The organism is Rhodococcus sp. WS3 (assembly GCF_003797085.1).
Classification (GTDB): Bacteria; Actinomycetota; Actinomycetes; order Mycobacteriales; family Mycobacteriaceae; genus Rhodococcus_F; species Rhodococcus_F globerula.
In genome coordinates this window covers 2333422-2355747 of record NZ_RKMA01000001.1, presented here as the reverse complement: position 1 = coordinate 2355747, position 22326 = coordinate 2333422, and the positions used below count along the sequence as shown (strand labels likewise).

Sequence of the window (22326 nt, the reverse complement as noted above, 5' to 3'; positions counted from 1 at the left end):
TCGCCGAAGGCCGCGACCTCGGAGACACCTCAACCCTGGTCGACCCCAAGGTATTCGACGCAATCCGCGGTAAGTAGGGCGAAGCCCTCCTTGCCGGGTGATTCGGCGCGGGGATCACGTCCGATGCAGTGTGTTCTGCAGCTGATTCTTCGATCCGTGACCACGGCAAAGCCGGTCCAATCGTGTGATAGTTTCTGAACAATCGCATCTCTATGCCTCATATTTTCAGGTTCACGTGAGACCCGCGCGACCTACGCACTAGGAGTAACCGATGACGCAATCGGATCAACAGCAGGCTGTGCTCCTGAGCGAGCCTGCCCCGCACGTTCGGTTGTTGACTCTCAATGTGCCTGATCTGCGGAACGCGATGACGGAAGAGATGACTTGGTCCTGGACCGAGGCGCTCGACGCGATTGAGAATGATCGTGATGTACGGGCGTTGGTGGTGACGGGGAGTGGTACGTCGTTCTGCTCGGGGGCGGACCTGTCTTGGCTGGACGACGCTCCTTCGGGTGAACGCACCCCCGATCGGCTGCAGCGAAAGATGGCACCCTTCTACCGTTCTTGGCTGGCGCCCCGGGAGATGCCATTCCCGGTGATCGCGGCGATCAATGGGCCAGCAGTCGGTGCCGGCGTTTGCCTTGCACTAGCCTGCGATCTGCGTTATGCGAGCAACGATGCACTGTTCAAGACCCCCTTCAACTTCTTGGGCACGCACGGGGGCATGGGAATCACGGCGCTTTTGCCTGAGGTCATCGGCTACGCCTGGGCGCGGGAGATGCTCTATACGGGCCGTGACGTCTTGGCCGACGAGGCTCTCAGATTAGGTTTGGTAACCGGCGTGCAGGACGATGTACTCGGCTATTCGATTGATGTGGCGCGGACAATTGCCTCGGCGGCACCCATTCCGACCAAGCTGACCAAGATGGGACTCGAACAGGGACGCGCAGGTCTGGCGGCTGCCGTGACTTGGGAGTCTCTGGCGCAACCGGTGACGATGGTTACCGCGGATTTGCACGAGGGGATCGCCGCCAGTCAAGAGCGCCGTCGACCGGTATTCACCGGTGACTGAGCGGTCACAGAACGCGCGGCGAATGTGCAGAGTCACTCGTGTGGAAGATGGTCCGGCCAACACGGTTGACTGAGGTGAAACAGTCGCCGGCGTCGAGTTACCGTTGTCACTATCACAATCTGTTTGATAGTTAACGACATGTTGTGGTTTATGATGGACTTATGCAGGGTGCAATGGAGTGGTCACAAGATCGAACCGATTCCATGTCCGATGCGGGTGTGTCAGTTGACTCGCTGGCTGAGGTCGGTCCGATGGACCTTCTTCGTGCTCTCGGTGACCCGGTTCGTTGGAGCATCGTTCGCCAACTGTGCGCCGTCGACGAGCTTCCTTGCAGCACGCTCGAGCACACGTTGAACGTCTCCAAACCCACGATTTCGTACCACACGAAGATCCTTATACAAGCTGGTCTCATGTACCTCCGCAAGGAGGGTCGTAACAACTTCTACACGCTTCGCCCCGAAGCGTTGCACGCACTGCTCGAGGCGATTTCGGTACTTGCTCCGGATATCGCGCCGGTTGATGGTGGCGTGCTGAAATTTCCCGCGGCCACGGGCAGGGGACACGGGCAGGCAATGACAGATCACGCGGCTCATCCGGTAGCCGTTGGTGCGGAGCATGTTCCGGTGGTCACTACCTGGTGAACGAGAGTTCGCGCAGTGGGTCGTCGCTGTTTGAGGCGGGAGCGCAACCCAGATTTGTAAGTCGCTACTTGGTGTGGACGCGCCTGCATACGAGATTTCCAACGAGAGAATTCACCACCACAAAGGGTGCATCGTCCGCCTCGAACTATCCGTAGTCCGTTCGATCATCCTCGAACAATGGCAGGACGCCTCAATTGGGCAACAGGTCGGGCACACAATGGCCGGATTCTCCTGCCAGCGAGTGCCGCACATTTCTATCGAGCGGCACTCACCTAGACGCTTTTAACCTATCCGTGGCGATGGAGTGGTGAGATCGCCTGCTCGATAGGCAAGTTTTGTCCTGTCATCTGCGAGGTGACCGATCGCATTATTGCAGCATGCAGCCGGCATCGACCGGCATCGCGACGCCTGTGACGTAGCGCCCTTCATCTGAGGCAAGGAACAGAACGGCGTTGGAGATGTCAACGGATTCCAACCACGGCAACGGAAGCGCGTGGGACATGCCGAACCTGTCGGCCATCGTCTCCTTGGTCCGTTGCTCCGGGGTCAAATCGGGCGCATATACCTCGTACATATAGGGATTCTGAATGATCGGTGTGTCAACCATTGCCGGGTGAACGGTGTTGACACGAATATGATCCTCGGCGAGTTCGAGGGCGAGGCTGCGCATCAGACCGACCACGCCATGTTTGGATGCCACGTATGCGCCGGCGTTCTGTGCGCCTCTAAGTCCTGCAACCGAACTGGTGATGACAATCGCGCCGCCGCCGGCCTCGCGGAGATGCGGGATCGTGGCTTTGGCTGTGTGCCATGCACCTGTGAGATTTACGTCGATGATTTCCCGCCAGGCATTTTCTTCGAGGTTCTCCATACGGGCAGCACTGAAGATTCCTGAGTTGGCGGCGACGATATCCAGTCGTCCGAGTTGTGCAACACCATCGTTGACAGCCGCCTCCACCGCGCCGAAATCACGTACGTCGGCCTGCGTGGCAACGATGCGCTGGCCGAGGGCCTCAACCAACCGCACGGTTTCTGCCAAATCGTCGGGCGTCGCCAACGGATAGTCGACCGAATCCATAGGACTGCAGATGTCGATTGCGATGATGTCTGCACCCTCTTCGGCCAGACGTACGGCGTGGCTACGTCCTTGCCCGCGAGCAGCGCCCGTGATGAATGCGACCTTGCCCTGAACCCTTCCAGCCATTTGAAACCTTCCGGCTTGGGATATGACGGCCATCACGATCTTCGTGGAAACCGTCATGGGTGAAGTAGGATCAGCATCTACATTTAGATGCATTTGCAATGATCTAAGTATTCTCAGGGTCTGTCAAGCGCCTGTAGTCACCCAACCTCGAAAAATGCAGGCCGCCAGTTCTGGACGTGCCACACGGGGATTGGGTGAAATCTTATGCCGATCAACGGCTTTCGGAATCTCCCTGGCGAGGGGTGTGGCCACTGCGTTTGCTTCGGGCCATCCGCGCCGAAAAACGTTAATTTGAAAGGTCTTTCGCATCCAACGTGTATCCGAGGGTGGCAGAACACGAAGTTTGCCTGACACTGGTGCGCTCGGAGACAAACGCATGAGTGGCCGTCGTTGGCATCTCATCGCCTTCGTTCTGCGGTGGTTCCGCGAAAACACTAACGGACACCTGTCCGATGTCAGCTGTTAGTGTTTATGAAAAATGGAGGTGACCTCATGGGCTTGACTGGCATTCCACCTGCAGTTTTCATGCGGGAGGGAGATCCGATGGATCCGCGCTCGATGCGGACTCGTCGACAACTATTGGAGGCCTTCGAACGGTTGCTGGAGGCAGACAAGATGCCAACCGTCGCCGAACTCGTTCGTGAGGCAGGGGTGAGTCGGAGTTCGTTCTACGCTCACTTCACGGGGATCGAAGAAGTAGGAGTCGCAGCGCTCCGGTCGATCTTGGACGAATTCGAGCCGGGAGAGGTTCGCAACGTAGATCGTCAGGACGGAGCATCTGCCTCGGTTACTTTCGAAGATTTGTTTGCCCATCTCGGGCAGCATCGCCGCCTGTGTTCTGCAGTTCTAGTCTCCGATACACAGTTGCCGGCGCTTGCCGAACTGAAGACAACGTTGGTAGACCAACTGACCGCGGCTATCCATCAGTCGCCTGGCAAGCCCGGCAGCCTGGACGCGGGGAAGGCGGCGTCGTTCTTGGTCGGGGGAATCCTTGCTATTTTGCTGGAATCGCTGCAGGAGGCCGATCGAGACGACGACCTGAGTGCCACATTGGCTGCGATGTTGCCGGAATGGCTTACGGCGGCACGCGCACTTGCTGCACCGATCTTGTTCGCGCCCAAGTCGGAGGCTTCGCTGCAATGAGTTTGCGGTAAAACACCTACCGCACTAGCAATGACGGTCGAATTCGCTTGCAGGAGAGAGACCCGCGCCGATGTAGCGGCAGCCATGTAGCAGCCACTAGTCCCGAGCGGCGACTGTGGCTGCGGCCAGTATCCTGTACTTCCGGCGGCGCCGAACGCTGGTCGTCACAGAAAACGAATTGGCGTTCACGCATCCCTGGTAACTATCGCGCAAGGCGCCGCCGGGTTCGAGTTCAGCTGTTACTGCATCTTCACCGGTTGCTGAACGGATCGGGCCAGCCGTTGGCGAAAGCAGGCTCGCGTTTCTCTGCAAAAGCGTGAGCGCCTTCGACGAAGTCGCCAGCGAGCAGTACGCGCTGCATGACCGACTCGTAGTACTTCTGCTGCTCGGCAAGTTGCACGTCGCGCCAGTAGCGTAGGACCTGCTTGGTGCCCCGCACTGCTACCTGCGAGTGTGATGCGATGGCCGCAGCTTTCTCGATTGCTGTGTCGAGGAGTTTCTCGGCAGGAACGACCTTCTGTACCAGTCCAAGACGAAGTGCGTCCTCGGCGGAAAGACGCTCGCCCGTCAACATCAGGTCCATCGCAGCTCCGAAGGGCATCAGACGCGGCAGAACGTTAGCGGCCACACCCGCGAGAAATCCTCGCTTGACTTCGAATACGCCGAACCATGCCGTATCCGCGGCGATTCTGATGTCCGCGCAAATCGCCAATTCGAGTCCGCCCGCAACGGCCAATCCATTGATCGCGGCAATCACTGGCTTCTCGCTTGCGGCGACACCCGCGATGTCCGGCTGGGGAGAGAGCGGAACAGCGTTCTTTGCCGGTCCTGAAGCCATGGCCTTGAGGTCTCCGCCAGCGCTGAAAGCTCTTGTGCCGGCGCCGGTAATGATGGCCACCCGTTGGGTGTCGTCAGCGTTGAACTCCCGTAGGCCCTCCTCGAGTTCCGACATGATCGTGCCGTTCAAGGCGTTCATCGCCTCTGGTCGGTTCAGCGTGAAGACTGTTGTGTTCTCGAGCCTGTCCACCAGCAGATCGTTCATTGCACCATGCCCTTCCATAGTTCGATTGATGCAAAACTGTAGCATGGCGGAATCTGCAAAGGGGGATAAAAATGAGCATTTGGGACACTTTTCAGATTTTCATCAAACTAAAACCTTGACTTGTGATGCAAATCATTAGAGGCTTATCGAAGCTTCGAGGATGTGGGGTGGCACCAATGGTAGAAAGCCACCGAGTCTGCCAGTTGCGCTCGCGACAGACCCGGCTTCCCTGCATCGATCTCGTCGCACAGCCATCGAATTCGACCGTGACGGCACGCGCTTCGAAAATTCCGACCTGGCATCTGGTCATTCGGAAAACGCGGGAGTAGGGCCAGCGTGTCGTAACCGTCTTCAGCCGCGCGTTCTGTGCGGCCCACTGCTAACCCCTGCCAGCACAACAGTTACCTCGGAGGGCATATGAACCTAGAACTTGCGGGAAAAACGGTCATCGTGACCGGCGGCGCCCAGGGCATCGGTCTGGCGACTGCGCAACTCTTTGCATCGCGCGGAGCGCAAGTTGTCGTCGCCGATCTGAACGGCGACGCAGCCAAGAGAGCTCTCGAAACCCTTGATTCGCACGGAGTCTCCCACTTCGCTGTCGACGTCGACGTTTCGTTGTCGGCAAGCGTCGAGAGCATGAAGGAACGAGTTATCGAGGCCGTCGGTACGGTCGATGTACTGGCCAATGTCGCTGGTATTTACCCGAACTCGCTGATGACGGAGACTTCGGATGATGTTTGGCGGCGCACTCTGGCCGTAAACCTCGACGGCACCTTCTTCATGTGCCGCGCCTGGGCGCCGGTACTGAGCGAGCAAGAAGGTGCGGCGATTGTCAACGTTATTTCGGGCGCGGCACGCATCCCGTATCCCGGACTCTCTGCGTACTCGGCGAGTAAGGGTGGAGTCATTTCGTTCTCACGTGTGATCGCGGCTGAACTCGGCCCTTCGGTACGAGTGAACTGTATCGGCCCAGGTGGAACGCTCGCGGACGGTCAGGTCGACGCCGACTCGGATCCGCAGATGATGGCCTTGGTGCCGATGGGCCGTCTCGGGCGTCCCGAGGAGATAGCAGAGGCGATAGTCTTCCTCGGTTCGGATCGCGCACGGTACATCACAGGGCAAATCCTTCATGTCAATGGTGGACGTTCGATGCACTGACGTCGCCGCTACTGCCTAGGTCTGAGGCTCCCATGCCTCAACCCTCAGAAACCGAGATCAATAAATTCAAGGATAGGAAAACTCCAATGAAGTTCGGTATCTTCATGTCTCCGTACCACATTCCTGGGAAGAGTCCATCGGTATCGCTCGCGCACGACCTCGACATCATCGAGCACATGGACCGGCTCGGATACGACGAAGTGTGGATCGGTGAACATCACTCCGGTGGGTTCGAGATTGTTTCAGCTCCGGACCTCCTCATTGCGGCGGCAGCGCAGCGCACACGCGACATTCGGTTCGGTACCGGTGTCACTTCTGTGCCCTACCACCATCCTTTGGTTGCAGCGGGACGTATTACGCTGTTGGACAACCTTACTCGAGGTCGGTTCACCTTTGGTGCGGGTCCAGGAGCCCTTGTGACCGATGCGCATATGATGGGCATCGAACCGAATAACCAGCGCCGCATGATGGAAGAAGGCTTGGACGCGATCAGCCGGTTGCTCAAGGGCGAGACCGTCGACATGAAGACTGATTGGTTCACCCTCCAGGACGCACGTCTGCAGGTCCTGCCGTACAAGGGCCGCGATCTCGAGATCGCAGTTGCTTCGGTCCGCTCACCGTCGGGTGTGAAGCTCGCTGGCCGTTACGGATTCGGCCTTCTGTCGATCGCTGCGACCGATCCGAACGGCGGCTTTTCCTTTGTCGGTGAGACCTGGCGTCTGATGGAGGAACGAGCGAAAGAGTCGGGGCAGTCGGTGAGCCGCGACAACTGGCGGGTGATGGCCCCGATTCACCTCGCCGAAACGAAAGAGCAAGCATACGAGGATGTGCGCCACGGCCTGGTGCCGATGTCGAAGTTCGGTGCTACCGGCCCGTTCGCGGGTGAAGCCGTGGACATCGAACAGGTACTCGCTGCGACAACCCACGAGGAAATGGTCGATGGTCTGAATATGAGTGGCATGGGAGTGGTGGGTACACCCGAACAGGCCATTGAACTTGTCAGTCGACTCGAGAAGCAGTCAGGCGGCTTCGGGACGCTGCTGCTTGCCGGGAGCGACTGGGCTAATCAGGCGGCAACAAAGAAATCGTTGGAACTGTTTGCCCAGTATGTCATTCCTGAATTCCAGGGCACTTCGGCACCGCTCGTGTCGTCGTGGGATCGCCTGTACGCGGGTCGAAAAGCATTCGGTGCGGAATTCCGTGCCGCGCAGGACAAAGCAATCGCAGAGGACGCGGCGGAGCGCACCCCCCGATAGGGGGTATCGGTCCGGGGGAACGACAAGATGTCAATTCCCACTGTAGGTGGAGACGAAGTCCTTCACCCGCCGGTGCCGTTCGCACCGGCGGGGACTTTCTCGACGAGTTAGTGCGGACTCGAGTCGGCCGAAGTTGCGATTGCGGTGTTCCGCAACCAGCCGGAAACGGTTGTGAGAGTTATCATCACGATGTGAATGTGATGCCGCTGGGACCCAGGCGAATGTAGGTCACGGTGGTCAGGCCTGCAGGCTTGGACATGATACGGTCCGGCTCCAAGATCCCTGCTGGTCCGGCTTCAAGGTTCCCTGCCGGTCCGGCGCCGCGGTGTCCAATGCTCATCCGCTCGACTACCAATCGGTCGTCGAGCGGATGAGCGGCAGTGGCCCCAGTGGCGCGTCCAGCTCGCAGGCAGCTACGTGGCCGGCGAGATCCCTGAAATGCTGGAGGTTTTCCCTTGATTATCCCGAACCCTTCCGAACCGATGGCACTGCGCGCTGTCTACGGCACCTTCCCGAGCGGGGTGACAGCGGTCTGTGCCCTGCGCGATGGTTCCCCAGTAGGTTTCGCAGCGAGCTCCTTCGTTTCGGTTTCGATCGACCCACCTCTGGTGTCGGTGTGCGTGCAGGACACGTCGACGACCTGGCCGCTACTTGTCGACCGCCCACGACTCGGTCTGTCGGTGCTCGGAAGCGACCAAGGCGTCATGTGCCGTCGGCTCGCTTCGAAGTCGGCGAACGACCGGTTCGCGGATACGTCCTATACGGTGACCGATGGTGGTGCGGTGCTGCTGCATGGGGCCGTTGCGTGGCTCGAGTGCACCGTCCATGAGATCGTGCGGGCCGGGGACCACGATGTGGTTCTGCTTCGGGTCGAAGCTATGCAAGACCATCCGGACGTTGCACCGCTGGTCTTCCATGGCAGTGGTTTCCGGACACTCGCGACCGAGGCAACCTGATGTCCCTGACGCCGGCACCACCTCGGGGTGATAGGTGGCAAGGCCGATCCGCGATTCAATCGGCAGTTTCGGCATTGCAGGCCGGCCGACCGGTACTTGTGTGTGCAGAACCCGGTTCCAGTGGCGGTTACGACATGGTGATGTCCGCTGCGCTTGCGGATACAGCCTGGACGGCCTGGGCGGTCCGGTGGTCGTCGGGCTTTCTGTATGCCCCGCTTCCATCGGATCTGGCCGAGGATCTCGACCTGCCGCTGATGGTGCGTAATGGAGACAGCCCACGAACGAGGACGCACACCGTGTCTGTCGATGCTGCCGTTGGGATAACGACAGGTATAAGCGCAATCGACAGGGCTCGGACCGCGAGGGTGCTGGCTGATCCAGGTTCCACTCCCGCCGACTTCACGCGCCCTGGGCACCTCATGCCTGTCGTCGCTTCCGACGGGGGTGTTGTTGTCAATCCGGGGCGCATCGAAGCTGCGGTGGAACTTTGTCGCTTGGCAGGTCTGCCACCGGTCGCCCTTGCTGGGCAACTTGTACGAGACGACGGAGAAATTGTTCGTGAGGCAGACATAACGGATCTCGGTGATAGTCACGGCCATCCGATCGTCGATATCGCTGATCTCGTGACGCACCGCCTGTTTGTCGGTGAAGGTGCCCGAGGCCGAGTCACCCGCGCTGTCGGAACGCCATGGCATGCCATCCGCAGCGCCCTCGACGTCGTGGGCTTCGTCGATGAGATCACCGGCGCCGAGCACATTGTGGTGCGCGGTCCGGGTACACCTGTGCGCCCCGTTGTGTCAGTGCATGTGGAGTGCACGATGGGCGGCATCCTCGAGTCGGAGTCATGTTTCTGCGGGCGTGAACTTGCCAAGGCAACCGAGCGAATCGCGGTGGACGGAGGTTTGCTCGTCTACCTCAGGCGCCCCCATGGTCGCGGCGCTGTGCTACCGGTTGCACACGCTTGGACAGAGGCCGATGATGGTGCGCTCGCGGCTATTCTGCATAGTCTCGGTGCCACGTCCATAAGCCTGCTCGACGGGCCCGCCAGCCCGGATCGGCTTTCGTGGGCCGGTGTCACGTCACAGGATGCTACGCGAGTCGCAGCTGGGAATGACGAATTCTGAGATTTTCTGAACCATGATCGCACTGGTTGGTCGTTGGAATACTTTAATTACGTTGTGAAGCAACGGAACCGAGATTGTACGGGATGACGCACTGCGCATAACCCGCCGCATCATCACGATGCAAGGTGGTCGAAAATTGTTTCGCAACTACAACATTCACGAGTATGTAGACGTGCTGTTCGAAGTGGTCGAGTATCCGATCGATCGGCATGCACGTTTGCGTACCGGTGTGGAGAACACCCTGTCCGGGGCGATTCTGTGAACAGTTTTGCGGCGTACGGCCGAAAGTTGCGAATTACTCCTTCTTACTCCTGAATACGAGGCACCTCCTATGGCTGTTACTGCAACTCCGGCGCAGATCCGGGTCGGGCGTGCGCGCTGGTACCGAATTGGCTTGATGCTGTTCGTGATTTACCTCATCACGTTCGTGGACCAGACCAGTTTTCCGATTGCTACACCGCTTATCTCTACGGACTTGCAGCTCGCCGCGACAGCAACCGGGGTTCTGCTCAGCGCGTTCTTCTGGGGATACATCATCACCCAAATCCCGGGTGGCGTCCTGGCAGCGAGATTCGGACCGAAACGCGTAATGCTTGCGACCCTGGCGATCTGGGGGTTATGCGCCGTTCTCTGCGCCACTATCCCGAATTACGGTGCGCTCATAGCGATTCGTTTCGCCATGGGCCTTGCGGCAGGAGCCTTGTGGTCGACATTTGCCGTGATCGTTGCGAACTGGTATCCGACATGGGAGCGCGGACGGGCAGCCACGTTCACCGTGATCTCGATCCCGCTGGCCGCAGTCATAGCGAGCCTGTCCAGTGGATGGCTGACCCAGGCACTGACCTGGCACTGGGTGTTCATCAGCCTGGGACTGGCTGCATTCGTGATGGCAGCACTGTTCGCGGTTTTCGGAGCTGACTCACCCGACACCGATCGGCGACTCACCGAAGGGGAGCGCAACTACATTCTGGCGGGTAGGCGCTCCGAATCGACGCCAGGATCGTTCGCTCGGGGAGTTTTGCGGCGTCCGATGGCGTGGATACTCGGCGGCACCTTCCTCCTGTGGCAGTCCGCCTTCTACGGCATGGCTTTGTGGCTACCGAGCTTGGTCGCGCAGGCATTTGAAATCAGCGTCGCAACGGTCAGCCTTGTCTCCATCGTGCCTTTCGTAGTTGCCGTTCTTGTGATGCTGCTCAATTCTCTTCTGTCGGACAAGTCTCCGTGGAGTCGGGGATGGAACGCTGCAGTCCCACTGCTGATAGGCGGCGCAGCTCTGCTCGCGGGGGGATACGTCCACGGGGCATTCGGTGTCGAGTTACTTCTTCTCTACATCGCAGTTGCTGGGCTTTATGCCGGGCTCGGTCCCTGGTGGGCTTGGGTCATCGACAACTTCTCGCGAAGTTTGTCCGGCGGCGCCACGGGATTCGTCAACTTCTGCGGCAACCTAGGTCTCATTGTCGGACCGATCTTGGTCACTTCCGGGGGCGTCTCCGCCCAGCCTTCGTCAAGTCTGTCCATACTCGGCGGTTGTGCCCTGATATCGGCCATCGTGATCATCGTGCTGTCGACCAGGCGCAACATCAAACGAACAGCGGACGCGCCGGCGCGGAACGTACTCGCCGAACCTCGAGAGTCGGATCCCTCGGATGCCAACGCGTAGTGGGCAATGAGTGAACCACTGAGGCCGTGACCGAAGGCGCACAACTCTTCGCTCGAACACGTTGCTCAACGACGTGAACAACTAACCGAACCGGACCACAAACGATTGGAGTACACCGATGTGCGAGACGCATACGACCAGTACCCTGCCCGTCATCTGGCAATGCCCTTCTGCTGCTGGCGATCCCACCACGATCAGTGCGAAGCAGTGGCAAATCGAGGTCGGTCGATGACGCGCCGGAGCGCCGCAGAGATGAGGGATCTGGTCATCGATCAGGGATCGTGGCGGTGCTGGGACGAATCTCCGCGTGACGCTGTCGCCGATGACGAGTATTCAGCCGAATTGGGCCGTGCCCGTGCTACAACGGGAATGGACGAGGCCGTCACGACTGGTCAGGCTACCGTGCATGGCAGGCGCGTCGCTCTCGTATTCGGTGAGTTCGGATTCATGGGCGGCTCGATCGGTGTCGCGACGGGGGAGCGGATCGTCGCGGCAATCCGCCGCGCGACCGCCGCGCGACTTCCACTAGTCGCACTGCCGGCCTCGGGTGGCACTCGAATGCAAGAGGGCACCAGTGCTTTCCTTCAGATGATTCGGATTACCGCCGCTGTCAACCAACATAAGGCCGCACATCTGCCTTATCTGGTGTACCTGCGTCACCCCACTACAGGTGGTGTCTTCGCCTCTTGGGCATCGCTCGGGCATATCACGTTCGCCGAACCTGGAGCGCTACTCGGATTCCTCGGACCCCGCGTGTACGAATCCCTCTACGGTGAGTCCTTTCCGGCGGATGTGCAGGTGGCCGAAAACTTGTTCCGGCATGGACTGGTCGATGCCGTTGTGCCACCGCAAGAGTTGAGTCAGCTCATCGCCCGCGCCTTGTCGATCATCTCGTTGCCGAGACCTCCTCGGCTTGAACCTGCAGGCGGAGACGACCTACGTGCGCCCGTTTCGGATGAGGATGGTGACGCATGGGCGTCGGTGATTGCGTCGCGATCGACCAAGCGTCCCGGTGTGCGAGAACTACTCGAGCATGCCGCAACGGAGTCATTGGCGCTCAACGGCACCGGCCAAGGCGAGAATGATCCGGCACTGTTGCTTGCCCTAGTTCGCTTCGGTGACGTTTCGTGCGTGCTTCTGGGCCAGGATCGCCGCGGTCAAACAGTGTCGAATCCGTTGGGTCCGGCTGCCTTACGTGAGGCACGCCGGGGTATGAAACTCGCCAAGGAACTCCAGCTACCCTTGGTGTCGGTGATCGACACTTCGGGTGCAGCGCTGAGCAAGGCCGCCGAAGAGGGCGGCCTCGCCGGCGAAATCGCCCGTTGTATCTCCGACCTGATTGCCTTGGATGTCCCGACCGTATCGGTATTACTCGGACAAGGTACCGGCGGTGCTGCTGTGGCGCTACTTCCGGCCGATGCTGTCATTGCCGCACAACATGGTTGGTTGTCTCCTCTACCTCCGGAGGGGGCGAGTGCGATTCTGTTCCACGACATTTCCCACGCACCGGAGATGGCAGCGCGCCAACGTATCGACTCCACAAACCTTCGCGCGGTCGGTTTGGTCGATGTGATCGTGCCGGAGTATCCGGATGCGGCTACCGAGCCGGATTTCTTCAGCGTGCGGATGGGCGCCGCGATCGCGGCAGAACTCCGCCGATTGACCGCCATGGAAGACGGGTTGAGATGTCAACGCAGGATGGAACGATTCGACACCGTGGGAATCCTGAGCGAGAACGCAACACTCACCTGACCCTCATCTGAAGGCTCTGGGGCGCCGGAATATTCGATCTGATCTGACTGGCGCCACCTGGAGGAATCGAGCGGCGTGGACAGTACGGCGCCGCCGTCAAGGCGAAATTAATTCGACGATCATGAATCTATTGGCAGGGAATTCCCGTTCCTAACCTTGACAGAACCGCACTGTCTTCGATTATTATAAAATCATCAAATTAATTTCGCTGGTTCTGCACCTCGACGTATCCGTAACGCTCAGAGTTTCGCGTTACCAACGGCCGCTGCGAGGACGCACAACTGCATCGGTTCACCGTGGCTGACGCTCACTTTGCGGCCCAGCCAAATTGAAGCAGCAGTTGGCGCCCGCAGTGCGCGAGTTGATCTTTCACGACCACGAAAATCCATCCATCAGCTCTCCTAGGGGTCCACTTTGACCGAAGTACATGCCGTCGAATCCGCAGTAACTCCCATGGCGACCGAAGTACCTGTAGTCACGTCGATCTTCATCAACGGAAATTGGAGTCCCGCTCGGACAGAGCGAACTTTCACGGTGACCGACCCCTCTAGTGGACGGTCGATCGCAAATGTCGGCGACGCGGGTGTCGAGGAGGTTCGCTCAGCGATCGACGCGGCTCATGATGCCCTGGACTCGTGGAGCGCGCGGACAGCTTACGAACGCTCCGCCATTCTCTATCGTGCGCACCAGCTGATGTTGGAGCGCGCGGACGAATTGGCGACGCTGATGACAACGGAGCAGGGCAAACCGCTTCGTGCGGCGAGGACCGAAGTCCAGTATGCCGCAGACTTTCTCATCTGGTTCGCCGAGGAAGCCAAGCGAATTTACGGTCGAACGATCCCGTCGGCGCGACCTGATCAGCGTTTCGTGGTGCAGCACCAGCCCGTAGGTGTGGTCGGCGCGGTAACGCCGTGGAACTATCCGATCTCCATGATCACGCGCAAAGTCGCGCCCGCTCTTGCGGCGGGATGCACCGTCGTACTCAAGCCGGCCGAGGCTACGCCGCTCTGCGCGGTGGAGGTATTTCGGATCCTCGAAGAAGCCGGTGTTCCCCCGGGCGTGATGAATCTTGTGACGACATCCGACCCTCGGATGGTCGGCGAGGAGTTCACGAACAACGAGAAAGTTGCGAAGGTGACATTCACGGGTTCGACGGCGGTCGGCCGGAAATTGGCCGAGGGTGCCGGTCGTTCGTTGAAGCGCATTTCGCTCGAGCTTGGCGGGCATGCACCGTTCATCGTGTTCAGCGATGCCGATCCGGTGCATGCAGCAAAGGGTGCAGCGGCAATCAAGATGCTCAATACCGGCCAAGCCTGCATCGTTCCCAACCGGTACTTCGTACATTCGTCCATCGTCGACGAGTTCTGCGAAGTGCTGACGTCCAGGCTTGGCCGGATGAGTGTCGGTCACGGTCTCCAAGAAGGTGTTTCGGTCGGCCCCCTCATCAACGAGGCTGCGGTGGAGCGGATGGAACGGCACGTGTCGGACGCGGTGAACCATGGCGCGAAGTTGCGACTCGGCGGCCACCGTTTGACAGAGGGCGAGTTGGCCGCGGGCAATTTCTACGCGCCGACGGTGCTGTCCGGGGTGACACCCGACATGCTGATCTACCGCGAGGAAACCTTCGGGCCGATTGCTCCGGTGATCGCCTTCGACGACGACGACGACGTGATCGCGATGGCTAACGACACCAGCTACGGACTCGCGTCGTACATCTATTCCCGTGACATCAGTCGGGCGATGCGGACGGCAGAGCGTCTGAAGTTCGGCATGGTCGGAGTCAACGACATCAATCCCACTTCGGCGGCAGCTCCCTTCGGAGGGGTCGGCGACAGCGGACTCGGTCGCGAAGGCGCGCAAGAGGGACTTCTCGAGTACCTGGAGACGCGACTTCTGGGAATAAGCGTGTAACCGCACGTTTGTCGAAATTAGATGCAACAGAATGTAATTAGGCGATTCGTAGCAGATTAGAAAGGCACAGCGGTGACGCAGACCGATAATTACCTTACGGCGACTACAGGGGCGGACAAGACACTTCACAGGGTCCTGAAGCCGCGCTCCGTTGCCTTCGTCGGGGTCTCCGAGACCTCGACGTTCGCCCACAGCGTGCGCCGGACGATGCAGGGCGCGGCAGAAGTCCTTTTCGTGCATCCAAAACACGACACACTGTTCGGGCAGCCGTGCGTCCCTTCGGTTGCGGACCTCGGGCGCCCTGTCGACGCAGTCTTCAGCGCAGTCGCGGCGGCTCACACGGTAGGCATCGTCGAGCAGGCCGCAACAATCGGCGCTGGAGGATTGGTACTTGTTGCCGGAGGGTTCGCTGAGGCAGGTGATACCGGTGCCAAGCTTCAACAGCAAATAACGACCATCGCGAACGATGCCGGGATGCATCTGGTGGGCCCCAACGGAATTGGCATGATCAATGTACCGGACCAAGTCGACTTGACCGTGCTCGAAGAGTTCGGGCGCCGGCCGGGTGGACTTTCCGCTGTTACACACAGCGGCGCCATGATCGAGGCGATCGCAGCATCGGCATGCCGCCCGGGCGGCGCCGGCCTGAATCTCCTCATCTCGGCAGGCAATGAGGCCGTCACGGATTTGGCTGACTACCTGGATTTCTTGGTCGACGACGAGCAAACTACGGTCATCGCCCTTGCGTTGGAAAAGATCCGCCGACCAGATGCATTTTTCGCCGCAGCCGCTCGCGCACAAGAAGCGGGTAAACCGATCGTTGCGATCAAGATGGGCAGATCGGCACGAGGCCAACGGATGGCAGCATCGCACACCGGCAGTCTTGTCGGTGACGCCTGGGTCTACGAAGTGGGCCTACGCCAGGCTGGAATCGAGCTTGCCCACGAGATCGACGAGCTCGTGGATCGGGTCCAGTTTCTCGAACAACTGACCCCGCAGCGTTGGACTGAGGTCCGTGGTCTGGCTGTACTTACGGCCACCGGCGGGTTTGCCCAACTCGCAAGTGATTTGGCAGAAGATACAGGCATCGATATCCCGGCGCTCGAGCAGCTTCAGCCCTTCATCGACGAGAACATTCCCGGAAAGCCGTTGGCGAATCCGCTGGACGCTACCGGGTTCGTCGGTTCGGTTCCAGGGTTGTGGGAGTCCATTGTCGATCGATATGCCGCCGATCCGGAAGTCGACGCGCTGCTCTACACAAGTCAGCACGCAGGCTGGGACACGTACGGTCGGCAGCCGGCCGAGGAATTCGCCGAGCGCGCACAGCGTTGGCAGGGTAAGCCGTTCCTATTGGCTCCTCTTGCCGGAATCGGGGGCCAGTGGTTGGGGGACCTGCGGAGAGACGGTGTCGGGGTCGGAAACGGGCTGTTGGGATGCCTCCGTGGGCTACAAACCATGGGTAGATTCGTACGATCCCGCAACCAAGGCCCACGCACAGTCTCGCCAGCCGACTTACCTGTCCTGCGGATAAGCGATGAAGAAGTCCTGGAGGTCGCGGAAGGGCGCATGCTGTCCTTCGGTGCCACCATGCGACTGCTTACCGACGCCGGCATCCCGGTTGCGCGCTGGGCCGTTTTCGATGGCGCCGTCGAACCTGTTCCCTTTGCTGGCCCCTACGTCGTGAAGTTGGCTGATGTTGCGCACCGCACAGAACACAATGCGGTGCGGGTGAACGTGGCAGAGAAGGATCTGCAGGCTGTGACGACCGAGTTGCGGGAGATCGCGCGCCGCGACGATCTGCCGACAACCGTTGCGGTGCAGGAAATGGTCTCCGGTCACGGCGAGATCTTCATCGGACTGCAAGGGGCGTCGGAGCTTGGACCGTTGACCGTATTCGGTCTCGGCGGAGTGTTCGTGGAGATCATGAAGAAGGTCGGAGGGCGCCTGGCGCCCTTCGATCGCAGGGTTGCTCTCGAGCTGGTTGGTGAAGTCGACGACACCGGAATAATGGACGGATTCCGCGGTGCGCCGGCCTGGGACCGCGAACGTCTGGCAGAAATTCTCTGCGCTGCAGGCGATCTGGCCGCACGAGGTCGCGAATCGATCGACTCACTCGATATCAATCCACTGATCATCACGGCCGATGGCCCCGTCGCCGTCGACGGGCTATGCCTGTTGCAGCGGCCACAATAATCGCTTCCGGAAACCGGGTTCCATCTGCTCACGGATACAAAACTCGCGGCCGCGTGCCCATTACTTCAGCAGACCTAGCGCTGGCACCTGGCGAGTAGGTACGCGGCCGACCTTTGATTTGTCATGAGAGGAAACAACAAGTGATTCAGCGGAATCGGCCAGCGGTGATAGCTGGCATTCACCTCACAGAACAAGGTGACTTGTCCGACCGAGTCCAGTCGGAAGTGTGGTGGGAAGCGGTAGCGGGAGCCTGCGCGGACGCAGGCCTCGAGGTAGGCGATATTGATGGTCTGGTGGGGGAGGCCCCGCAGGGTACCGGCATCCGTGCCGCACTTCCCGGCGCTTCGCTCGGATACGACACGCTCGGAAAACCGTTGCGGTTTCATGCAACCGCAGCAATTGGCGCGGCATCCGCCGCCGCCAACGTGCACCTGGCTGTCTACGCCGTGTCAGCTGGTTTGGCGGATGTAGTGGTGATCGCGACGGCGGCGGCCGGGAAGGCTCCCGGCTTTGCAAGTGTGAACCGTGACGAAGCAGTCAAGACGATGGCGAAGCTAAGCGGCCCGTACGAGTATGTTTACGGAACGACGCGCGTATCCGATTATTCGGTATTGGCGATGCGGCATATGTATGAATTCGGCACGACGCCTGAGCAACTCGCAGAGATCGCTGTCGCACAGCGCCAAGGCGCTGTCTTGCATCCGCTTTCCGTATACGGGTCGCGAGGTGAACTCACAGTCGATGACGTCCTCAGCTCGCGGATGATCGCGGATCCGCTACACCTACTGGATTGCTGTGCGATCAACCAGGGTGGTGGTGCGATCGTGGTGACGAGTCTGGACCGTGCTCGCGACTTGAAGCATCGTCCAGTGCAGTTGATGGGCTACGGAGAAGGTCACAGTCACATCGATCCCAATGCCAGTCCGGATTTGGCCACCTTTCCCGCGGCGAAGTTGGCTGCCGACACGGCATTCAATATGGCAGGCGTTGCGCGTACCGATATCGATGTTGCCGGGATTGCCGATCACTTCACGATCAACGTTGTGTTCGGCCTGGAGTCGGCAGGGTTTTGCGCTGTCGGTGAGGGCGGCACCTTCGCGGAATCTGGAGCACTGCGCTTGGACGGCTCATTGCCCACCAACACCGCGGGTGGCTTCCTGTCGTTCAGCCATGCGGGATCCTGCAGTCTGTTTACCTTGATCGAGCTCGTCGAACAGCTCCGCGGCGACGCGGGAGGGCGCCAGGTGCAGAGTGCCGAGCTGGCGTATCTCAGCGGAGTCGGCGGCGCAATGCAGAATAATTTCTCCGCAATCTTAGGAAGGTCGTAGCGGCGATGAACACTTATGACAAGTTCCTACCCGACGATATCCCGGACTGGCAGACACCGTTCTGGCAGTCACTCAGATCGAACAAGGTTGCGGTGCAACGGTGTGAGGCGTGCGGTACCTACCGCTACGTGCCCAAAGAGCTCTGCCCGTCATGCCAGTCTGTCGCGGCGGTTTGGGCGCCGGTAGCTGGCGTAGGCACCATCTATACGTACTCGGTGATCCGTCGTGGGCCCACCGAAGCGTTTCAAGCCGATGTGCCATATGTGATCGTTCACGTCGAGATGGCTGAAGGATTCCGCATGGTGGGCGGATTGCTCGGTGTCGACCCAGAGGAAGTCAAGATCGGCGCCCCGGTCCGGGTGCGCTACGTCCACGCTACCGATGATTGGACGCTGCTGGCGTTCGAACCCGCCTGATTCGGTTCTTGCCCTTGCCATGTTCTCTTCCCCTCACATGGGAGGAAGAGAACATGGCAAGTCGTTTCGGATAGGGCTGGGGAACGTTACGGAGACTCTATGTGCGCGACGATGCCTTGGCCGTCGTCGCGAGTCCACCCCTTCTTGGTTGCGTAGTCCATCATTGCAGCCCAACGTCGTTCCCAATCCGGCGTCGAGTCGGTGCAGCGTGATCGTAGTGCTTCGGCATCGAGAACCACGTTGTTCTCTTCGCCCATGTGACCAAGCCCGGAGTTGCGCAGTGCGGTGTCGACAGCGGTGTGGTCGGAGTCGGATTCTACGTGCATGCGGTTGAGGTCGTCGCTCTCCTGAACTGTGACCTCTAGGTCTGAGATACGAATGATCATGTCGAACTCCTTTGTAATGGCGCCCGGTGTTGTCATCGGGTGCCGAGCTGCAAATTGGCCGGAATTGATGTGTAGTAAGAAATTCAAGCGAGCTGTTCGACAAAGGCGCCTAGTTGTCTGAGGTTTCGGCACTCGAAGACTCCACTGCAATGCTCACGGTATTGGCCGATGATTGAATCACCGGTGTCCCACATGGTCTTTGATTCCGGGTTGAGCCAGAATACATCGGCCGCGCGGCGACGTATGTCACCGACGATGCCCGTACGGGCAGCGTGATAGTTAGTCCGCGCGTCGCCCAGTATCAGCACGATAGAGCGCGAATTGATCTGATCCCCGAACCGTTGCCAGAACGTGTCGAGTGCGTTGCCGTAGTCACTGTGACCGTTGAGCCAAATGCCCAGTCCTTCTTCGTTTATTCGCTGGGTCGCACGCGAGATCGTCTCCGACTCCGCGAGGATCGAGGTTACTTCATCGAGTCCGTCCATGAAGACGAAGCTTCGCACCCGGCTGAACTCGGAGCGGAGGGTGTAGGTCAGTTGAAGTGCGAAGGCCGCGAACGTAGCGACTGAGCCGGAAATATCAGCGAGCACGTACAACTCGGGCTTGGCGAGTCGGGGGCGGCGAAATACGGGTTCGATCGGTGTCCCGCCAACCGACATCGACCGCCGGACGGTTCGCCGGATGTCCAGCGCGCCGCTGCGGCGACCGTGGCGCGCTAGCCGATCGGTGAGTTTTCTACTCATCGGAGTGATCACCGGTTGTAGCTCTTCGATGAGCTTGCTTGATGCGGTGAGGAACTCGACGTCCTCAGGCAGTGGCCGGCGCAGAGTCTTGGCGATGGCGTCGGCACCGCGGTCGGCTACGAGGAAGCGGCGAATCTCCGCCCCGATCTCCTGCTCGAAGGTTGTCACTCTCTGTTGGAACGTGTCGCGGCGTAGCCGATTCAGCAACCGATTATCGATGTTTGCGCAGTCGCGCGCGATCAACTCGGCCAGCAGGCGATTCGGGTCGACCGCCCGAAGGGTTCGGAACACGTAGTACGTGCCGGCAACTGCACGTCCGGGCTGGATGCCCGCATGCCGACTGATCATCTCTGCAGCAATCAACCTCAGTAGCAACGACGGCTGTGCCTCATGCTCGAGTGCGTCTAGCAGAATTTGTCGGAGGTCCGCTTCCACGACGTCCTCGAACGGCCTACTCCTTGTAGCCGATTCGTTGGAGAGTTTCGCGTCGCGCACGCCGAAATATATATCAAAGACCGTCGAGAATGCGGACTCGTGTGCGTTGCTCTTGACGAGAACACTTGCGAGCGAGAACTTTACTGCTGTCGGGTTCCCTAAATCGATGTGGCGTAGTACGCGCACCGCGTCGATGTGTTCGGACACAGAAACAGGTAGGCCAATGTTGCGCAACTCCCAGACCAGCCCTTCGACTGCCGTAATCATGAGATGCTCACTACCGTATAGGTTTCGGATATGCTGATTCTATGCCTCATGAACCGGTTTTGATGGTCCACGGTGTCGGATCGTCCTTCGACCACAACTGGCGGGCCACTGGATGGGTCGACATCTTGGAAGGGGAGGGCCGCAACGTCATTGGTGTCACGCTTCCCGGGCACGGAGTTGGCTCTGTACCGGCATCGGAAGATCCGGCGGATACTGTACTGCGAGGCTGTCCATCCAGTGGTAAACAGGTTGACGCGGTGGGCTTCTCGGCTGGTGGACATGCGCTGCTGAGGGCTGCTGCGCGGTGTCCTGCCGCGTTCCGGAGAATCGCTGTTCTGGGCGTTGGGGATCCGAATGAAGGCGACAACGGCGCGCAGCTCGGGGACATCGTAGATGGCCTCGAGGCAGACGACGAGCCTTCGTCGGGGACAGCTCGGACTATTCGCCGACTTGCTGCGGGCGTGGGCAATGACCGCTTCGCAGTGGCGCGCTTCCTGCGCGCGGAACGTCCGCCGCTGAGTGCCGAAGAGTTGGCCGAGATCAGATTGCCGACGCTTGTTGTGCTGGGCGAGAACGACTTTGCGCAGACTGCTGTAGGTCTGGTTGGTGCTCTGCCGGCCGCAACCCTGGTGACGCTGCCCAGAACCGATCATTTCGCCACACCGACGAATTTTCACGCGATCGAGGCGGTGGTGCGTTTTCTTGTAGAGTGAGCTGTGCTGGCGGTTCATCGAGGTGTCTCGGCGAGTTCTTTGGCCGCCAGTACGATGTCAGCCTGATTCTTCAGCAGCACAGGCAGAGTGTCGATAAGGATATCCACGTTGACCAGATCGACGTTGAGTATCGTCAAAGTGCGGGCCCAATCGAGCGTCTCGGAAATTGATGGTTTCTTCGAGAGGTTCATTGCGCGCAAGGAACGGATCACCTCGGAAACGGCGTCAGCGAGCTGCAGCGAGATCCCGGGGACTCGAGCGGCGATGATATCTCTTTCTCGCTCAGCACTCGGGTAGTCGATGTTCAAGTACAGACAGCGTCGTTTGAGGGCGTCTGACAGATCGCGACTGTTGTTGGACGTCAGAAACACCGCGGGGATGCGTGTTGCAGTGACCGTACCCAGTTCGGGTATCGATACCTGGTAATCGGATAGCAGCTCGAGTAGAAGCGCCTCTGTCTGGACGTCGATTCGATCGACCTCGTCGATAAGTAAGACGACTGAATCGGTGCTCCTGATGGCTTCGAGTAGTGGGCGCGTCAGTAGGAATCGTTCGTCGAACAGGTTTCGCTCGGATTCGGTCGGGATCGACTCCGATTCCTTCTGCCCGTGGGATTGGAGGTGCAGTAGCTGTTTGCGATAGTCCCACTCGTAGAGGGCCTTGGACTCGTCAAGTCCTTCATAGCACTGGAGTCGAATCAGTCGTGAATTAGTTGCCAGGGCAGTAGATTTGGCTAGTTCTGTCTTTCCGGTTCCGGCTGGACCTTCGACGAGAACCGGTTTTTGCAGCCGGTAGCTGAGATGAACGGCTTGTGCAATCCGAGGATCGGCGAGGTACCCGACAGTGCGCAGTGCATCGCTCACCTCTTCGGCGCTGTCGAACACGTTGTCGGTATCAACCTCGGGTGCCTTCATTACTCACCTTTC

Annotated in this window: 20 protein-coding genes; 15 read left to right on the top strand and 5 right to left on the bottom strand. The window is 59.6% G+C overall.

What is annotated here, in order from left to right; genetic code table 11:
• The first annotated feature begins 271 nt into the window (after positions 1 to 271).
• Together EEB13_RS10665 and EEB13_RS10660 are read left to right on the top strand one after the other, a co-directional pair.
• Positions 272 to 1072 (top strand): enoyl-CoA hydratase/isomerase family protein, encoded by an 801-nt coding sequence (locus EEB13_RS10665; protein WP_141485205.1) that lies wholly within the window; start codon positions 272 to 274, stop codon positions 1070 to 1072.
• Positions 1073 to 1323: 251 nt separating this feature from the next.
• On the top strand, positions 1324 to 1713 hold the full coding sequence (locus EEB13_RS10660; protein ID WP_141485204.1) for an ArsR/SmtB family transcription factor: 390 nt from the start codon (positions 1324 to 1326) through the stop codon (positions 1711 to 1713).
• 367 nt (positions 1714 to 2080) lie between these two features.
• Here the strand turns inward: EEB13_RS10660 and EEB13_RS10655 are convergent, their stop codons facing one another.
• Complete coding sequence (locus tag EEB13_RS10655; RefSeq protein ID WP_141485203.1) at positions 2081 to 2917, bottom strand: mycofactocin-coupled SDR family oxidoreductase; 837 nt, start codon at positions 2915 to 2917, stop codon at positions 2081 to 2083.
• 543 nt (positions 2918 to 3460) lie between these two features.
• On the opposite strand from EEB13_RS10655, the gene EEB13_RS10650 reads away from it, so the two are divergent.
• The gene (locus EEB13_RS10650) at positions 3461 to 4060 is read left to right on the top strand and encodes a TetR/AcrR family transcriptional regulator (protein ID WP_187328527.1); all 600 of its coding nucleotides are present in this window, start codon (positions 3461 to 3463) and stop codon (positions 4058 to 4060) included.
• 250 nt (positions 4061 to 4310) lie between these two features.
• Here the strand turns inward: EEB13_RS10650 and EEB13_RS10645 are convergent, their stop codons facing one another.
• Entirely contained in the window at positions 4311 to 5102 is a 792-nt protein-coding gene (locus EEB13_RS10645) for an enoyl-CoA hydratase/isomerase family protein (RefSeq protein ID WP_187328526.1), read from the bottom strand.
• Between the two features lie 417 nt (positions 5103 to 5519).
• Between EEB13_RS10645 and EEB13_RS10640 the strand changes: the two genes are divergently transcribed.
• From EEB13_RS10640 to EEB13_RS10595, 11 genes are all read left to right on the top strand, one after another.
• Positions 5520 to 6260 carry an SDR family NAD(P)-dependent oxidoreductase gene (locus EEB13_RS10640; protein WP_141485200.1) on the top strand — a complete coding sequence of 247 codons (741 nt, stop codon included), beginning with the start codon at positions 5520 to 5522 and terminating at the stop codon, positions 6258 to 6260.
• A gap of 86 nt (positions 6261 to 6346) precedes the next feature.
• Complete coding sequence (locus EEB13_RS10635) at positions 6347 to 7516, top strand: LLM class flavin-dependent oxidoreductase (RefSeq protein WP_141485199.1); 1170 nt, start codon at positions 6347 to 6349, stop codon at positions 7514 to 7516.
• A gap of 482 nt (positions 7517 to 7998) precedes the next feature.
• Positions 7999 to 8472, top strand: coding sequence for a flavin reductase family protein (locus EEB13_RS10630; RefSeq protein WP_141485586.1), 474 nt, complete (start codon positions 7999 to 8001; stop codon positions 8470 to 8472).
• Positions 8472 to 9596 (top strand): 3,4-dihydroxy-2-butanone-4-phosphate synthase, encoded by a 1125-nt coding sequence (locus EEB13_RS10625; RefSeq protein WP_141485198.1) that lies wholly within the window; start codon positions 8472 to 8474, stop codon positions 9594 to 9596. Before EEB13_RS10630 ends, EEB13_RS10625 begins: the two co-directional genes overlap by 1 nt.
• Positions 9597 to 9732: 136 nt before the next feature.
• A complete protein-coding gene (locus EEB13_RS32005; protein ID WP_261984494.1) occupies positions 9733 to 9858 on the top strand; it encodes a hypothetical protein in 126 nt (41 codons plus the stop codon).
• A 69-nt stretch (positions 9859 to 9927) separates the two neighbouring features.
• Positions 9928 to 11256, top strand: coding sequence for an MFS transporter (locus tag EEB13_RS10620; RefSeq protein WP_095887218.1), 1329 nt, complete (start codon positions 9928 to 9930; stop codon positions 11254 to 11256).
• 228 nt (positions 11257 to 11484) lie between these two features.
• Positions 11485 to 13008: a carboxyl transferase domain-containing protein gene (locus EEB13_RS10615; RefSeq protein ID WP_141485197.1), complete on the top strand. Its 1524-nt coding sequence runs from the start codon at positions 11485 to 11487 to the stop codon at positions 13006 to 13008.
• 414 nt (positions 13009 to 13422) lie between these two features.
• Entirely contained in the window at positions 13423 to 14919 is a 1497-nt protein-coding gene (locus EEB13_RS10610; protein WP_261984493.1) for an NAD-dependent succinate-semialdehyde dehydrogenase, read from the top strand.
• A gap of 72 nt (positions 14920 to 14991) precedes the next feature.
• A complete protein-coding gene (locus EEB13_RS10605; RefSeq protein ID WP_141485196.1) occupies positions 14992 to 17112 on the top strand; it encodes an acetate--CoA ligase family protein in 2121 nt (706 codons plus the stop codon).
• Positions 17113 to 17312: 200 nt separating this feature from the next.
• A complete protein-coding gene (locus EEB13_RS10600) occupies positions 17313 to 18440 on the top strand; it encodes a thiolase C-terminal domain-containing protein (protein ID WP_141485195.1) in 1128 nt (375 codons plus the stop codon).
• Between the two features lie 5 nt (positions 18441 to 18445).
• Entirely contained in the window at positions 18446 to 18856 is a 411-nt protein-coding gene (locus EEB13_RS10595) for a Zn-ribbon domain-containing OB-fold protein (protein WP_141485194.1), read from the top strand.
• An 86-nt stretch (positions 18857 to 18942) separates the two neighbouring features.
• On the opposite strand, the gene EEB13_RS10590 is transcribed toward EEB13_RS10595, so the two are convergent.
• Entirely contained in the window at positions 18943 to 19242 is a 300-nt protein-coding gene (locus tag EEB13_RS10590) for a hypothetical protein (RefSeq protein WP_141485193.1), read from the bottom strand.
• Between the two features lie 83 nt (positions 19243 to 19325).
• On the bottom strand, positions 19326 to 20687 hold the full coding sequence (locus EEB13_RS10585) for a VWA domain-containing protein (RefSeq protein WP_141485192.1): 1362 nt from the start codon (positions 20685 to 20687) through the stop codon (positions 19326 to 19328).
• A gap of 41 nt (positions 20688 to 20728) precedes the next feature.
• Here EEB13_RS10585 and EEB13_RS10580 point away from each other — a divergent pair, with 41 nt between their 5' ends.
• Positions 20729 to 21400 (top strand): alpha/beta fold hydrolase, encoded by a 672-nt coding sequence (locus EEB13_RS10580; protein WP_141485191.1) that lies wholly within the window; start codon positions 20729 to 20731, stop codon positions 21398 to 21400.
• A 14-nt stretch (positions 21401 to 21414) separates the two neighbouring features.
• Here the strand turns inward: EEB13_RS10580 and EEB13_RS10575 are convergent, their stop codons facing one another.
• Complete coding sequence (locus tag EEB13_RS10575) at positions 21415 to 22314, bottom strand: AAA family ATPase (protein ID WP_141485190.1); 900 nt, start codon at positions 22312 to 22314, stop codon at positions 21415 to 21417.
• Between the last annotated feature and the right edge of the window lie 12 nt (positions 22315 to 22326).

Coding starts and splice junctions, on each gene's coding strand:
- EEB13_RS10665 (WP_141485205.1), top strand. CDS start 272: ATGACGCAATCGGATCAACAGCAGGCTGTGCTCCTGAGCGAGCCTGCC.
- EEB13_RS10660 (WP_141485204.1), top strand. CDS start 1,324: ATGGACCTTCTTCGTGCTCTCGGTGACCCGGTTCGTTGGAGCATCGTT.
- EEB13_RS10655 (WP_141485203.1), bottom strand. CDS start 2,917: ATGGCTGGAAGGGTTCAGGGCAAGGTCGCATTCATCACGGGCGCTGCT.
- EEB13_RS10650 (WP_187328527.1), top strand. CDS start 3,461: ATGGATCCGCGCTCGATGCGGACTCGTCGACAACTATTGGAGGCCTTC.
- EEB13_RS10645 (WP_187328526.1), bottom strand. CDS start 5,102: ATGAACGATCTGCTGGTGGACAGGCTCGAGAACACAACAGTCTTCACG.
- EEB13_RS10640 (WP_141485200.1), top strand. CDS start 5,520: ATGAACCTAGAACTTGCGGGAAAAACGGTCATCGTGACCGGCGGCGCC.
- EEB13_RS10635 (WP_141485199.1), top strand. CDS start 6,347: ATGAAGTTCGGTATCTTCATGTCTCCGTACCACATTCCTGGGAAGAGT.
- EEB13_RS10630 (WP_141485586.1), top strand. CDS start 7,999: ATGGCACTGCGCGCTGTCTACGGCACCTTCCCGAGCGGGGTGACAGCG.
- EEB13_RS10625 (WP_141485198.1), top strand. CDS start 8,472: ATGTCCCTGACGCCGGCACCACCTCGGGGTGATAGGTGGCAAGGCCGA.
- EEB13_RS10620 (WP_095887218.1), top strand. CDS start 9,928: ATGGCTGTTACTGCAACTCCGGCGCAGATCCGGGTCGGGCGTGCGCGC.
- EEB13_RS10615 (WP_141485197.1), top strand. CDS start 11,485: ATGACGCGCCGGAGCGCCGCAGAGATGAGGGATCTGGTCATCGATCAG.
- EEB13_RS10595 (WP_141485194.1), top strand. CDS start 18,446: ATGAACACTTATGACAAGTTCCTACCCGACGATATCCCGGACTGGCAG.
- EEB13_RS10590 (WP_141485193.1), bottom strand. CDS start 19,242: ATGATCATTCGTATCTCAGACCTAGAGGTCACAGTTCAGGAGAGCGAC.
- EEB13_RS10585 (WP_141485192.1), bottom strand. CDS start 20,687: ATGATTACGGCAGTCGAAGGGCTGGTCTGGGAGTTGCGCAACATTGGC.
- EEB13_RS10580 (WP_141485191.1), top strand. CDS start 20,729: ATGCCTCATGAACCGGTTTTGATGGTCCACGGTGTCGGATCGTCCTTC.
- EEB13_RS10575 (WP_141485190.1), bottom strand. CDS start 22,314: ATGAAGGCACCCGAGGTTGATACCGACAACGTGTTCGACAGCGCCGAA.